We start from the raw sequence: 12,834 nt of genomic DNA, 5'->3' as shown, positions 1-12,834 counted from the left end.
CCCTCACATCCGGAAGACGCCGAACTGGGGGTCACCCAGAGGCGCGTTGGCGCACGCGGTCAGGGCCAGTCCCAGGACCTGACGGGTGTCCAGCGGGTCGATCACTCCGTCGTCCCAGAGGCGGGCCGAGGCGTAGTAGGCGTTGCCCTGGCGCTCGTACTGGGCGCGGATCGGGGCCTTGAAGGCGTCCTCGTCCTCGGCCGGCCAGGACTCCCCACGGCCCTCCAGCTGGTCCCGCTTGACGGTCGCGAGGACCGAGGCGGCCTGCTCGCCGCCCATGACCGAGATCTTGGCGTTCGGCCACATCCACAGGAAGCGGGGGGAGTAGGCCCTGCCGCACATGGAGTAGTTGCCCGCGCCGTAGGAGCCGCCGACCACGACCGTCAGCTTCGGTACGCGGGTGCAGGCCACCGCCGTGACCATCTTGGCGCCGTGCTTGGCGATGCCGCCCGCCTCGTAGTCCTTGCCGACCATGAAGCCGGAGATGTTCTGGAGGAAGACGAGGGGGATGCCGCGCTGGTCGCACAGCTCGATGAAGTGGGCGCCCTTCTGGGCGGACTCGGCGAACAGGATGCCGTTGTTGGCGACGATGCCCACCGGGTGGCCGTGGATCCGGGCGAAACCGGTGACCAGGGTCTGGCCGAACTCGGACTTGAACTCGGCGAAGCGGGAGCCGTCGACCACCCGGGCGATGATCTCGCGCACGTCGTACGGCGTGCGGGAGTCGACCGGGACCGCGCCGTAGAGGCCGTGCGGGTCGACCTTGGGTTCCGTCGCCTCGGTGACCTCCCAGGGGAGGGGGCCTCGGGTGGGGAGGGTGGAGACGATGGTGCGGACGATGCGGAGTGCGTGCGCGTCGTTCTCCGCGAGGTGGTCCGTGACGCCCGAGACGCGGGAGTGGACCTCGCCGCCTCCGAGCTCCTCCGCCGTGACGACCTCGCCGGTGGCCGCCTTCACCAGGGGCGGGCCGCCCAGGAAGATCGTGCCCTGGTTGCGGACGATCACCGCCTCGTCGCTCATCGCCGGGACGTACGCCCCGCCGGCCGTGCACGAGCCGAGGACGGCGGCGATCTGGGGGATGCCGGCGCCGGACATGCGGGCCTGGTTGTAGAAGATGCGGCCGAAGTGGTCCCGGTCGGGGAAGACCTCGTCCTGCATGGGGAGGAAGGCGCCGCCGGAGTCCACCAGGTAGACGCAGGGGAGGCGGTTGTCGAGGGCGACCTCCTGGGCGCGGAGGTGCTTCTTCACGGTCATCGGGTAGTAGGTGCCGCCCTTGACTGTGGCGTCGTTGGCGATGACCACCGTCTCGCGGCCGCTGACCCTGCCGATGCCGGCGATGACGCCGGCGGCCGGGGCCTGGCCCTCGTACATCCCGTCGGCCGCGAGCGGGGCCAGCTCCAGGAACGGCGAGCCCGGGTCGAGGAGGGTGTCGACGCGGTCGCGGGGGAGCAGCTTGCCGCGCGCGGTGTGGCGCGCGCGGGCTTTCTCGCCACCGCCCTGTGCGGCGGTGGCGAGCTTGGTGCGCAGCTCCTCGACGAGGGCGTGGTGCGCCTCCTCGTTGGCCCGAAAGGCCTCCGACGCGGGGTCTGCCGCGCTCGTGAGCTCCGGTGCCTCGTGCATCCTGCGGGTCCCCTCACCTTGTTAATGAGCGTTAACGCATTTCCTTCAGGTTAACGACCGCTAACCTCCCTGTCTAGAATTGTTTTCATGGCCACCAGAACCGACGCCCCCACCCGCCGTGAGCAGATCCTCAAGGAGGCCGCGCGGCTGTTCGCCGAGCGGGGCTTCCATGGGGTCGGAGTCGACGAGATAGGTGCCGCTGTCGGGATCAGCGGGCCCGGGCTGTACCGGCACTTCGCGGGCAAGGACGCGATGCTCGCGGAGCTGCTGGTGGGGATCAGTGGGCAGTTGCTGACGGGGGCGAAGCGGAGGCTGGCGGAGGTGGACGGGGGTGGGGCGGAGCAGGTGCTCGACTCGCTGATCGAGGGGCATATCGACTTCGCGCTCGATGACCGGCCTCTGATCACCCTGCACGACCGGGAGCTGGATCGCCTCCGGGACAGTGACCGGAAGATGGTGCGGCAGTTGCAGCGGCAGTACGTGGAGCTGTGGGTGGGGGTGGTCAGGGAGGTGTACCCCGGGCTGGGGGAGCCGGCGGCCCGGTCGGCGGTGCACTCGGTGTTCGGGCTGCTGAACTCCACTCCGCATCTGGGGAGGGGTGGGTCGTTGCCCGGGCGCGGGGCTACGGCGGAGTTGCTGCACCGGATGGCTCGGGGGGCGTTCGCGGCGGCGGGGGTTTGACGGGCCTTTGCCCACCCGCCCGCGCGTGACTGTCGGGCAAGGGGCCCGGCTCGCCGCGGGGCTTCGCCTCGGACTCCGGCGGGGGCTTCGCCCCCTCCCTCACCCCCCAACGGCGTGACGAGCGTCTCCCCACCCCCACCCTGGACGCTCGTCGATACCCGCCGGTATCTTGGGCTGAGCAAGCGCTTAGACATGCGGAGTCCTGGAGGTGGCGGCGTGCGCCGTACGGTGTTCAACGAGGATCACGAGGCGTTCCGGGAGACCCTTCGCGCCTTCATCGAGGCCGAGGTCGTACCCGTGTACGACGAGTGGTTCGCGGCGGGCCAGGCGCCCCGCGACTTCTACTACAAGCTCGGTGAGCTGGGCATCTTCGGCATCAACGTGCCCGAGGAGTTCGGCGGCGCCGGCCTGGAGAGCCACAAGTTCGAGGCCGTGCTGTACGAGGAGACCGCCCGTGCGGGCGTCGCCTTCGGCGGCTCCGGTGTGCACGTGCTGCTCGCCCTGCCCTACATCAAGATGCTCGCCACCGACGAGCAGAAGAAGCGGTTCCTGCCGAAGTTCGTCTCCGGCGAGGAGATGTGGGCCATCGCGATGACGGAGCCGGGCACCGGTTCCGACCTCGCGGGCATGAAGTCCACCGCCAAGCTCAGCGAGGACGGCACGCACTACGTCCTCAACGGCGCCAAGACCTTCATCACCGGCGGCGTCCACGCCGACCGCATGATCGTCTGCGCCCGCACCTCCGCCCCGACCGCCGAGGACCGCCGCCACGGCATCTCCCTCTTCGCCGTCGACACCAAGTCCGAGGGCTACTCCGTCGGCCGCAAGCTCGACAAGCTCGGCCTGAAGACCTCCGACACCGCCGAGCTGGCCTTCGTCGACGTCAAGGTGCCCGTCGAGGACCTCCTCGGCGAGGAGAACAAGGGCTTCTACTACCTCGGCCACAACCTCGCCTCCGAGCGCTGGGGCATCGCCTTCGGCGCCTACGCCCAGGCCAAGGCCGCCGTGCGGTTCGCCAAGCAGTACGTCCAGGACCGCACCGTCTTCGGCAAGACGGTCGCGTCCTTCCAGAACACCAAGTTCGAACTGGCCGCCTGCCAGGCCGAGGTGGACGCCGCCGAGGCCGTCGCCGACCGCGCGACCGAGGCCCTGGACGCCGGGGAGCTCACCCCCGCCGAGGCCGCCTCCGCGAAGCTGTTCTGCACCGAGGTCGCCCACCGCGTCATCGACCGCTGCCTCCAGCTGCACGGCGGCTACGGCTTCATGAACGAGTACCCCATCGCCCGCCTGTACGCGGACAACCGCGTCAACCGCATCTACGGCGGCACCAGCGAGATCATGAAGTCGATCATCGCGAAGAACATGGGCCTGTAAGCCGACCGTAGTCATTGGCCGGTACAACAGTTGCCATGAGCAATGCACTCCAGAGCCTCCTCGATCTGCTCGACCTCGAGCAGATCGAGGAGGACATCTTCCGCGGCAGGTCCCGGTCCGCCGTCGTCCCCCGGGTCTTCGGCGGGCAGGTCGCGGCCCAGGCGCTCGTCGCCGCCGGGCGCACGGTCCCCGAGGACCGGCCCGCGCATTCGCTGCACGCGTACTTCCTGCGCCCCGGCGACCCCGGCGCGCCCATCGTCTACACCGTCGACCGGATACGCGACGGCCGCTCCTTCACCACCCGCCGGGTGGTCGCCGTCCAGCACGGCAAGCCGATCTTCCACCTCTCGGCGTCCTTCCAGACGTACGAGGACGGGCTGGACCACCAGGAGCCGATGCCCGCCTCGCCCGACCCCGAGAGCCTCCCGACCGGTGCGGAGCGGCTGCGTGAGTACCGGCACCTCGACCCCGGTGTGGTGGAGAAGTTCCTCGAGGCCCGGGCCGCGGTCGATCTCCGGTACGTCGACGAGCCGCCCTACGGCCGGTTCGGCGAGCCGCGCGAGCCGCACTCGCAGGTGTGGTTCCGCACCAACGGCAAGCTCGCGGACGATCCGCTGCTGCACGTCGTCCTGGCCACCTACGTCTCCGACATGACGCTGCTCGACTCGGTGCTGCTCGCGCACGGGCGCGGCGGCTGGGCCGTCGGGGACGTCGTCGGGGCCTCGCTCGACCACGCGATGTGGTTCCACCGGCCGTTCCGCGCCGACGAGTGGCTGCTGTACGACCAGGAGTCCCCGTCCGCGTACGGCGGCCGGGGACTGGGGCAGGCGCGGATCTACACGCAGGACGGGCGGCTGGCCATCACCGTGATCCAGGAGGGCGTGGTCCGCGTCCCGCGCGGGCGGGGCCCTAGCTGAGGCCCGCCTCCGCGAGGAGGTACGCCGTCATCGGGTCGTAGTGGCGGGGGCTGATCACGTGGTCGTCGAGGGGAACCGTCACCTGCACGGTGCCCTCGGCCTCGGCGATGAAGAGGGCCGGGTCGTTGCAGTCGGCGTAGCCGACGGAGTCCACGCCGTGCTGTCCCGCGTAGCCGGCCCAGCCGTGGTCGGCGACGACCAGGTCGGGCAGCGGGCGCCCCGCGCGCTCCAGGGCCGTCAGGATCGCCTTCATCGGTTCGCCCGAGTGGGTGTGCCACAGGGTGGCGCCGTGCTCCAGGACCGCCACGTCCGCGAACTGCATGACGTAGCCCTCCTCGGTCGTCAGTCCGTCCGGGATGACGACGATCTCGCAGCCCGCCGCGCGCAGCGCCGCCGCGGTCGCGCGGTGCACGTCGAGGAGGCCGCCGGGGTGGCCGGTGGCGAAGAGGACGCGCTGCCGGCCGTCCGCCGCCTTGCGCAGCCGCCCGGCCATCCGCTCCAGACCGTCGACGGTCAGCTCCGGGTCGATGGTGTCCTGGCCGTACCGGTGTTCGGGGTCGTCGTTCACGCCGACCCGCTCCGCCATCACCGCGAGGACGTCCTGCTCGTCGTTCCACCGGTCGCCGAGTTCCAGCCCGAGCCAGTAGTGGCGGTCGCTGTTCGCCAGCTTGCGGTAGTGGGAGAGGTTGTTCTCGCGGGGGGTGGCGACGTCGCCCGCGATGCGCGTCCTGACGAGGTGTTCGACGAGTTCGGCGCGGCTGGGTGTCCCGGGTATCGGCATGGCATCCATTGTGAGGCAGCCGACAGGGGGCGTCCCTGGCGTATCGAGCGCTGGGACGTGCGTCACGTACTCGGCGGGACCCCGCTCACATGCTCAGCGGGACCCCCGCTCACGTACTCAGACGTGCCGCAGCGCGAACCAGAGTTCCATCCGTACGTCCGGGTCGTCGAGGTCCGTCTCCAGCAGCGTCGCGCAGCGGGCGACGCGCTGGCGCACGGTGTTGCGGTGCACCGACAGGGCGACGGCCGTACGGTCCCAGCTGCCGTGCAGGGACAGCCAGGTGCGCAGGGTCTCGGTGAGCGCGGGGTGGGCCGTGACGGGGGCGAGGACGGCGCGGGCGTGCGCCGCCGCCTCCCCGGTCGGGACCAGGTCCGCCAGGGCGGGGCGCGCGCTGTGCCGCAGCAGCGGGGAGCGGGTGGCGCGGGCCCGGGCCAGGGCGCGGGCGGCCTGGGTGTCGGCCGCGGGCCAGTCGTGCGGGGCGACGGCGGCGCTGACGCCCAGGGTCCAGCCCGGCAGCGGGTCCGGTGCCCGGCCGGCCGGGACCAGGACCCGCACGACGTCGCCCGCCGCGTCGACCAGGGCGGATCCGAGCGCGGCGCCCAGCGCGGAGCCCGCGACGGGGTCGGGGGCGCCGTCCCCGTCCGGCCGGGCGTGCACCACGAGCCACGGCCCGTCGCCCAGCAACCCCGCGACCTCCTCGGGCGGCGCGCCCAGCAGCAGCCGCACGAGCGCTGAGGACCGGGCGGCTCCGGTGCCGCTCTGCTGTTCGCCGGTGAGCAGCGACAGCAGCACGGCCGCGACGGAGGCGACGGTGTGGTCGCCGGGGGCACGCCGGTGGGCGGCGACCCCGAGGACGAAGCCGTGCCCGGTGCCCAGGCCGTAGGCGGCGAGGTGGACACCGGCGGCGGAGTCGGTGGCGGAGGCGGGAGCGGGGCGCTCACCCGGGCCGCCGGCCGGCCGTACCACCTGGGCCAGCCGTGCCAGAGCCGCACGCACCTCGTCCCCGGGCTCCCGGCCCGCCCCCGCGATCTCCGCCCCCTCGGGCCCGTACAGCGCCGCCCGCCCGCCCAGCCGCTGCGCCAGCTGACGGAGCACCGAGGGGACCGGGTCCGGGCGGGACGCGGCGGCGGCGAGGCTGCGCTGGGCCTCGGTCACGCGGCGCAGTTCGGCCAGACGGGCCTCGGCCATGAGCTGCCAGACCGCCCGGGCCACGCCCGAGAAGGTGGTGCGGGGCGGCACCTCCAGCAGCGGCAGGCCGTGCGCGCCGCAGGCCGCGACCAGGGCCTCCGGCACGGTGTCGTGCACCGGCGCCACCCCGAAGCCGAGGGCCGCGCCGCCCGCCGCGACGATCCGGGAGACGTAGTCGTCGAAGTAGGAGGTCCCCGAGTCACCCGAGTCAGCCGCCCCGGGGATGTGCACGCCGGCGCTGAGCAGCAGCTCGCCGCCCAGCAGATACGGATACGGGTCCGCCATCTCCGAGGTGTGCACCCAGTGCAGGACGACCGCCTCGGCGGGCGGTCCGGCGAGCTGCCGCAGGCCCAGGTCCTCGCGGGCCAGCAGCGCGGTCAGCGGGACGGGTGGGGTGGGCGGAACCCCGGGGTCCGGCATGGTGTGCGTTCCCTCCATCCGGCACCGGCTCGAATGGATGAAACGTACACTTCGCAGTCCCTTTCCGGCCACCTAAGGTCGGTCCTCGTCACCCGCCGGCGACACCGACCGAAGGAGGCCCTCATGGCCGTCGACTACGCCGTCATCGTCGTGCACCTGGCCGTCTCCCTGGTCACCCCGGCCACCGACACCGCCGTCCTCGCCGCCTGGCGCGAGCGCCTCGCCGGACGATCTCCCGAACTCGCGTCCGAACCGGTCCCGGCTCCCCAGTAGAGTCATAGAACAAGCAGTGCATAGCAGTACACACGCGATGAAGCGTAGGAAAGAAGGCATTACTTCATGAGCAGCAACGAGACTCCGCGCGGGCCCGTCGACTCCTCCCGCGTCCCGCGGTACGCCGGACCCGCGACCTTCGCCCGGCTGCCCCGGCTGGACGAGGTCGGCCGGGCCGATGTCGCGGTCGTGGGCGTGCCGTTCGACTCGGGCGTCTCGTACCGGCCGGGTGCCCGCTTCGGCGGCAACGCGATCCGCGAGGCGTCCCGGCTGCTGCGGCCGTACAACCCGGCGCAGGACGCCTCCCCCTTCGCCCTCGCCCAGGTCGCGGACGGAGGCGACATCGCGGTCAACCCGTTCAACATCAACGAGGCCGTGGAGACCGTCGAGGCCGCCGCGGACGACCTGCTCGGCACCGGTGCCCGCCTGATGACGCTCGGCGGCGACCACACCATCGCGCTGCCCCTGCTGCGCTCGGTCGCGAAGAAGCACGGTCCGGTGGCGCTGCTGCACTTCGACGCCCATCTGGACACCTGGGACACCTACTTCGGCGCCGAGTACACCCACGGCACCCCGTTCCGCCGCGCGGTCGAGGAGGGCATCCTCGACACCTCCGCCCTGTCCCACGTCGGCACCCGCGGCCCGCTCTACGGCAAGCAGGACCTCACCGACGACGAGAAGATGGGCTTCGGCATCGTCACCTCGGCCGACGTCTACCGGCGCGGCGCCGACGAGGTCGCCGACCAGCTGCGCCAGCGCATCGGCGACCGGCCGCTGTACATCTCCATCGACATCGACTGCCTCGACCCGGCCCACGCCCCCGGCACCGGCACCCCCGAGGCCGGCGGCATGACCTCGCGCGAACTGCTGGAGATCCTGCGCGGGCTGGCCTCCTGCAACCTGGTCTCCGCGGACGTGGTCGAGGTGGCCCCCGCGTACGATCACGCCGAGATCACGTCGGTGGCCGCGTCCCACACGGCGTACGAACTGACCACGATCATGTCCCGCCAGATCGCCGCGGCCCGGAAGGACTCGGAAACCAAGTGACTCACGACCACGACCTGGTGCTCCGCCCCACGCCCGCCCAGACGGAGGCCGCCCTCAACCCTCCTCCCGGCCGCACCGGCGGAGACCTGGTCGTGGAGACGCTGGCCGGGCTCGGCGCCACCACCGTCTTCGGGCTGCCCGGCCAGCACGCGCTCGGCATGTTCGACGCCCTGCGCCGCTCGGACCTGAGGTACATCGGCCTGCGGGTGGAGAACAACGCCGGGTTCGCGGCGGACGCCTACGGCCGGATCACCGGTGAGGCCGCGCCGCTGCTGCTGTCCACCGGGCCGGGCGCCCTGACCTCCCTGGCCGCTCTCCAGGAGGCGGCGGCGGCCTCCGCGCCCGTGCTGGCCGTCAGCAGCCAGGTCCCGACGGCCGGCCTCGGCGGTGGCCGGCACGGCTACCTCCACGAACTGCCGGACCAGGCCGCCTCGTTCCGGGGCGTGGTCAAGTCCGTGCACACCGTCCGCACCCAGTCGCAGATCCCCTCCGCGATCGAGGCCGCCTGGACGTCGGCACTGAGCGCCCCGCACGGTCCGGTGTGGGTGGAGATCCCGCAGGACGTGCTGCTCGCCGAGACGGCGATCCCGGTCGTCACCGGCGGCGACGCCTTCCCCGAGGAGCTGCCGCCGCGCCCCGAACTGACCGCCGTGGCCGCCGATCTGCTGTCGAGGGCGGCCCGCCCGGCGATCATCGCGGGCGGGGGAGTGGTCCGCGCGGACGCCTCCGGCAAGCTGAAGCAGCTGGCTGAACGGCTCCGGGCCCCGGTCGTCACCACGCCCGGCGGCAAGGGCGCGTTCCCCTGGAAGCACCCGCTGTCGCTCCAGTCGTGGATCGAGGACCGGCACACCACGGACTTCCTGGAGGACGCCGACGTCCTGCTGGTCGTCGGCTCGGGGCTCGGCGAACTCTCCTCGAACTACCACACGTTCAAGCCGCGCGGCCGGGTCGTCCAGATCGAGGCGGACCTCGGCAAGCTGGAGTCCAACCACCCCGCGCTGGGCATCCACGCGGATGCCCGCCTCGCGCTGCAGGCGCTGCTGGAGACGGTGACCGAACGACAGGACCCGGCGGCCCCGGAGCGGGTACGGGACGTGCTCGCGAAGGTCGGCGAGCGCATCGCCGCCCAGGAACTCACCCTCGAACAGGACGTGCTGGCCTCGGTCCGCAGGGCGCTGCCCGCCGACTCCCCGTCGTTCTGGGACATGACGATCCTCGCGTACTGGGCCTGGTCGGCCTTCGACGCCAAGGGCCCCAACCACATGCACTCCGCGCAGGGCGCCGGCGGCCTCGGTTACGCCTTCCCCGCCGCCCTCGGCGCGGCGGCGGCCGACCCGACCCGACCGGTCCTCGCCGTCTCCGGTGACGGCGGGGCCCTGTACTCCATCGCCGAGCTGGCCACGGCCCGCCAGTACGACCTGAACGTCACCTGGCTGATCGTCGACGACGGCGGTTACGGCATCCTGCGCGAGTACATGACCGACGCGTTCGGCGAGGCGACGGCGACGGAACTGTCCCGGCCCAACTACGTGGCCCTGGCGGAGTCCTTCGGCGTCCCCGGGGTGCGGACGACCCCGGAGAACCTGGAGCAGGACCTGGCGAAGGCGCTCGAGGCGCCCGGGCCTTCGGTGGTCCTGCTCCCGGCCGTGCTGCGGATGTTCGCGCCGACGCACCTGGGCTCGGACTGATCACCGGGTCGGCCGGGCGCGACAACCTTCACAGTGATCGCTACCAGATCGCCTCGACCCACTCCGGGTGGTCGATGAACGGGTTGCGGTTGTGCTGGTAGGTGTCGTAGATGGCCTGGTTGCGCTTCTCCTCGAAGGCGCTCGGCGGGTCCTGCTCGTTCCACTGCTTGAGGACGGAGAGCTTGCCCATGTAAGGGGCGCTGCCGTTGTCGACCTTCTCGTTCGGCTCGAGGTCGGCGAAGCCGTCGCCGCCGTCGTAGCGCACGGCCATGTACAGGATCATGCGGGCCACGTCGCCCTTGTCGGCGTCGCGCGGTTCGAAGGAGTCGGAGTCCGTGAGGCTGCCGCCCCCGCCGCTGACCGTGCTGCCGCCGTTGTCGAAGTCCTTGTTGCCGCGGATGCTGTTGACCTGCACGTCCGCGGGGCGCAGGTGGTGCAGGTCGGTGCCGGGGCCGGTCACCTCGCCGAAGTCGCCGTGGGACTTGGCCCATGTGTGCTCGCGGTTCCAGTCGCCGAGGTCGCCGCCGTTGAGGGACTTGCTGCGTGAGACACCGCTGTACAGCAGGATCACGTTGTTGCTGTTGTTCGGGTCCTGGTCGGTGACCTTGAGGGCGTTCCAGACCGCGGAGTACGAGATCTTCGTCTGGCTGCTGATGATGGTGTGCAGGGAGGACTTGAGGCTGGTGCCCGTCTTGCCGACCGCGTTCTTGTAGTACGTCGTGTCGTACGCGGTCGTCGTGGCCGCGGCCGGGGTAGCGGTCAGGGTGGACGCGGTGAGGCCGGCCAGGGCGGCGGCCGTGGCCAGAGCCACGGGCTTCCATCGGCGTATCCGTCTTGTCGCCAGCATGTGGGGTCCCATCTACGCGGGTTGATCGGGGGCGGCAATCGGGAGAGTGACATGGACATGCGGCCGTGTAAATGAATCCGACATGGCAATCAGATGACGGAAAGCGGCAAGTCGGGCGTGTTCTACGCGAGTTGACGTACCAAAACAGTCCCCCACGGGTGGGTCGGAGGCCGTTCGGTTCGGGTCGGCCGACTGGAGCAGGACCCGGCGAAGGCGCTTGACGCGCCCGGGCCCTCGGTGGCCCTGCTCCCGGCCGTGCCGCGGATGTTCGCGCCGACGCACCCTGGCGGAGCGCCGGCCGCCGCGGGGTGGCTCCTACAGGCCGTCGCGGACCATCGCGGCGACGATGCGGACGTGGCGGTCGGCCGCCGTGCCCGACCACTCGTTGTCGTAGTTCAAGCCGTAGGGCCAGAAGTGGCCGCCGCCGGTGGAGATCTTGGCGCCCGAGCCGTCGTACTGCTTGACCAGCGCGGTGGCCTGGCCGCCGGTCCAGGTGCCGCTGCCGCCGAGGCGGGACCAGCCCCCGCTGAGCCCCACGCCGATGGTGTGGGCGATCTCGTGCAGGGCCGTCCGCTCGTTCATGTAGCTGCGGTTGCTGCCGAAGCGGATCGTGCCGTTGAGGTTGCCGTCGGCGGTGGGGACGCCCGGTTCGTAGCGCACGGTGAGGGTTTTGCCCAGGTCGCTGAGGTTGTTGTAGCGGGCCACGGCCGCGTTCATGGCCTTCGTGATGAGGTCGTAGGCCGAGCGCTGGTCCGCAGTGGGGTTGCTCGCGCGGACCAGGGACCAGGTGATGGTGGCCGCCGCCGTACGTTCCCGGGCGGGGGCGGGCGGCGCCTGGGGGGTCGCGGCCTGCGCGACGACGCCGGGGCCGGTCAGCAGGGCCGCGGTGAGTGCGGCCACCAGTATCTTGCGTGGACTCATGTGCGGATCCTCCAGTGGGGGTGGTCGTCGCGAAACCAGCGAAACTTCGCACGACGTTCGGGATCTCGGACAAGCGGCGCCGCCGTACACGCAAAGCCCTTGTTCGACGCGGCAGTTGGCGCGCTGTCGACCGCAAGTATCCCGGCGGGAAGGGCGGCGTCAAGAGTTCCGGCAGAGGTCAGTGGAGCCAGAAGAGCAGGGTGTCGGGATTCGTCCCGAGCTGCCGCGCGCCCTCCCACTCCCGCGCCTCGAAGCGCAGGGCGTCCGCGAACCGGCGGGCCGGGCCCCGGAATTCGGGGTCGAGGCGGTCGAGCACGCGCGCGTAGGCGTCGGCCAGGGCGGCGGCCCGCGGGGCGGGCAGGGTGCCGATCGAGGGCACCGCGTCGCCGGGGTGCGGCAGCCGCAGCGGCGGACCGCTGAACAGGAACGCACCCGGGAGCAGGTCGGACGGTACGCCGTGCCGGGCCAGTTCGTCGTCCATGGCGTGGAACCAGGCCGGCCGGCGCCAGGTGCCGAGGTCGGCCGGGTCGGAGAAGTGCGCCGCCACGGTCTGATAGAAGGCGTAGCTGTAGGCCGGGCAGGGGTCGGTGCTCGGGGTGCCGTCGATCAGCTCGTCCAGGGCCCGGCTGATGGAGACGGTCAAGGTGATGCCCTGCTCCCGGAAGCGGGCGTCGGTCCGCCGGCACTCCGTGCGCACCCGGGCGAGCGTGCGCTCCTGCTGCTCGGTCCGCTCCACCGCCGTGAGCAGCCGCACCACCGTTCTCATGTCGCCGGTGCTCATCTCCAGGCAGTAGCCCACCGCTGCGTTTCCCTTCACCCGTTCGCCGGACACCGGGGACCATGATCGGGGACGGGGGGACGGCGTCGGCCGGGAAGTCGGGGGCCGTTCGATCATGCGGGGTTATGACGGATCGGCTGAGGAGTGGCGCACCGCAGCCACGGTGAGGATCGCGGGCGGCGCGGTCAGGGGACTACGCGTCGCGGCGGTGGCATCCTCGGGCCGGGCCGGTCACAACCCGGCGGTCGGCGGCCGGGGTTCGGCGGCCGAGGTCCCCGCGGCGTGCCGGGGTCCTGGTG

12 protein-coding genes are annotated in these 12,834 nt (G+C 71.9%); 6 read left to right on the top strand and 6 right to left on the bottom strand.

The genetic code is table 11. The features are described from left to right. Positions 1-3: 3 nt before the first annotated feature. Positions 4-1,620 (bottom strand): carboxyl transferase domain-containing protein, encoded by a 1,617-nt coding sequence (locus tag AB0F04_RS06055; RefSeq protein ID WP_362038241.1) that lies wholly within the window; start codon positions 1,618-1,620, stop codon positions 4-6. A gap of 87 nt (positions 1,621-1,707) precedes the next feature. Here AB0F04_RS06055 and AB0F04_RS06050 point away from each other — a divergent pair, with 87 nt between their 5' ends. The 3 genes from AB0F04_RS06050 (at position 1,708) to tesB (ending at position 4,592) form a co-directional block, all read left to right on the top strand. Next, the gene (locus AB0F04_RS06050) at positions 1,708-2,301 is read left to right on the top strand and encodes a TetR/AcrR family transcriptional regulator (protein ID WP_362038238.1); all 594 of its coding nucleotides are present in this window, start codon (positions 1,708-1,710) and stop codon (positions 2,299-2,301) included. A 216-nt stretch (positions 2,302-2,517) separates the two neighbouring features. Next, positions 2,518-3,675 (top strand): acyl-CoA dehydrogenase family protein, encoded by a 1,158-nt coding sequence (locus AB0F04_RS06045; RefSeq protein WP_362038236.1) that lies wholly within the window; start codon positions 2,518-2,520, stop codon positions 3,673-3,675. 35 nt (positions 3,676-3,710) lie between these two features. Further along, entirely contained in the window at positions 3,711-4,592 is an 882-nt protein-coding gene (gene tesB, locus AB0F04_RS06040) for an acyl-CoA thioesterase II (RefSeq protein WP_362038234.1), read from the top strand. Here tesB and AB0F04_RS06035 read toward each other — a convergent pair. Both AB0F04_RS06035 and AB0F04_RS06030 read right to left on the bottom strand, forming a co-directional pair. Next, on the bottom strand, positions 4,585-5,373 hold the full coding sequence (locus AB0F04_RS06035) for a phosphatase (protein WP_362038232.1): 789 nt from the start codon (positions 5,371-5,373) through the stop codon (positions 4,585-4,587). The genes tesB and AB0F04_RS06035 overlap by 8 nt on opposite strands. A 117-nt stretch (positions 5,374-5,490) precedes the next feature. Next, entirely contained in the window at positions 5,491-6,981 is a 1,491-nt protein-coding gene (locus tag AB0F04_RS06030) for a helix-turn-helix domain-containing protein (protein ID WP_362038230.1), read from the bottom strand. A 123-nt stretch (positions 6,982-7,104) separates the two neighbouring features. On the opposite strand from AB0F04_RS06030, the gene AB0F04_RS06025 reads away from it, so the two are divergent. The 3 genes from AB0F04_RS06025 to AB0F04_RS06015 all read left to right on the top strand — a co-directional run bounded on the left by AB0F04_RS06025 (position 7,105) and on the right by AB0F04_RS06015 (position 9,989). Next, complete coding sequence (locus AB0F04_RS06025; protein WP_362038714.1) at positions 7,105-7,254, top strand: hypothetical protein; 150 nt, start codon at positions 7,105-7,107, stop codon at positions 7,252-7,254. A gap of 66 nt (positions 7,255-7,320) precedes the next feature. Continuing rightward, entirely contained in the window at positions 7,321-8,301 is a 981-nt protein-coding gene (gene speB / locus AB0F04_RS06020; RefSeq protein ID WP_362038228.1) for an agmatinase, read from the top strand. After that, positions 8,298-9,989 carry a thiamine pyrophosphate-binding protein gene (locus tag AB0F04_RS06015; protein WP_362038226.1) on the top strand — a complete coding sequence of 564 codons (1,692 nt, stop codon included), beginning with the start codon at positions 8,298-8,300 and terminating at the stop codon, positions 9,987-9,989. The genes speB and AB0F04_RS06015 overlap by 4 nt, the downstream gene beginning before the upstream one ends. Positions 9,990-10,029: 40 nt before the next feature. Here AB0F04_RS06015 and AB0F04_RS06010 read toward each other — a convergent pair whose 3' ends face one another. The 3 genes from AB0F04_RS06010 to AB0F04_RS06000 form a co-directional block, all read right to left on the bottom strand. Next, complete coding sequence (locus AB0F04_RS06010) at positions 10,030-10,836, bottom strand: endonuclease (RefSeq protein ID WP_362038224.1); 807 nt, start codon at positions 10,834-10,836, stop codon at positions 10,030-10,032. Between the two features lie 315 nt (positions 10,837-11,151). Beyond that, a complete protein-coding gene (locus AB0F04_RS06005; protein WP_362038222.1) occupies positions 11,152-11,757 on the bottom strand; it encodes a hypothetical protein in 606 nt (201 codons plus the stop codon). A 178-nt stretch (positions 11,758-11,935) separates the two neighbouring features. Further along, the gene (locus AB0F04_RS06000; protein ID WP_362038220.1) at positions 11,936-12,523 is read right to left on the bottom strand and encodes a hypothetical protein; all 588 of its coding nucleotides are present in this window, start codon (positions 12,521-12,523) and stop codon (positions 11,936-11,938) included. Between the last annotated feature and the right edge of the window lie 311 nt (positions 12,524-12,834).

This window comes from Streptomyces sp. NPDC029041, from assembly GCF_040637515.1.
In the GTDB taxonomy this organism is placed as follows: Bacteria; Actinomycetota; Actinomycetes; order Streptomycetales; family Streptomycetaceae; genus Streptomyces.
This window is presented reverse-complemented; position numbering and strand designations above follow the sequence as displayed.

What these genes read in the sequence shown, in the direction of transcription:
- AB0F04_RS06055 (WP_362038241.1), bottom strand. Translation starts at nt 1,620, where the DNA reads ATGCACGAGGCACCGGAGCTCACGAGCGCGGCAGACCCCGCGTCGGAG.
- AB0F04_RS06050 (WP_362038238.1), top strand. Translation starts at nt 1,708, where the DNA reads ATGGCCACCAGAACCGACGCCCCCACCCGCCGTGAGCAGATCCTCAAG.
- tesB (WP_362038234.1), top strand. Translation starts at nt 3,711, where the DNA reads ATGAGCAATGCACTCCAGAGCCTCCTCGATCTGCTCGACCTCGAGCAG.
- AB0F04_RS06035 (WP_362038232.1), bottom strand. Translation starts at nt 5,373, where the DNA reads ATGCCGATACCCGGGACACCCAGCCGCGCCGAACTCGTCGAACACCTC.
- AB0F04_RS06030 (WP_362038230.1), bottom strand. Translation starts at nt 6,981, where the DNA reads ATGCCGGACCCCGGGGTTCCGCCCACCCCACCCGTCCCGCTGACCGCG.
- AB0F04_RS06025 (WP_362038714.1), top strand. Translation starts at nt 7,105, where the DNA reads ATGGCCGTCGACTACGCCGTCATCGTCGTGCACCTGGCCGTCTCCCTG.
- speB (WP_362038228.1), top strand. Translation starts at nt 7,321, where the DNA reads ATGAGCAGCAACGAGACTCCGCGCGGGCCCGTCGACTCCTCCCGCGTC.
- AB0F04_RS06010 (WP_362038224.1), bottom strand. Translation starts at nt 10,836, where the DNA reads ATGCTGGCGACAAGACGGATACGCCGATGGAAGCCCGTGGCTCTGGCC.
- AB0F04_RS06005 (WP_362038222.1), bottom strand. Translation starts at nt 11,757, where the DNA reads ATGAGTCCACGCAAGATACTGGTGGCCGCACTCACCGCGGCCCTGCTG.
- AB0F04_RS06000 (WP_362038220.1), bottom strand. Translation starts at nt 12,523, where the DNA reads ATGAGAACGGTGGTGCGGCTGCTCACGGCGGTGGAGCGGACCGAGCAG.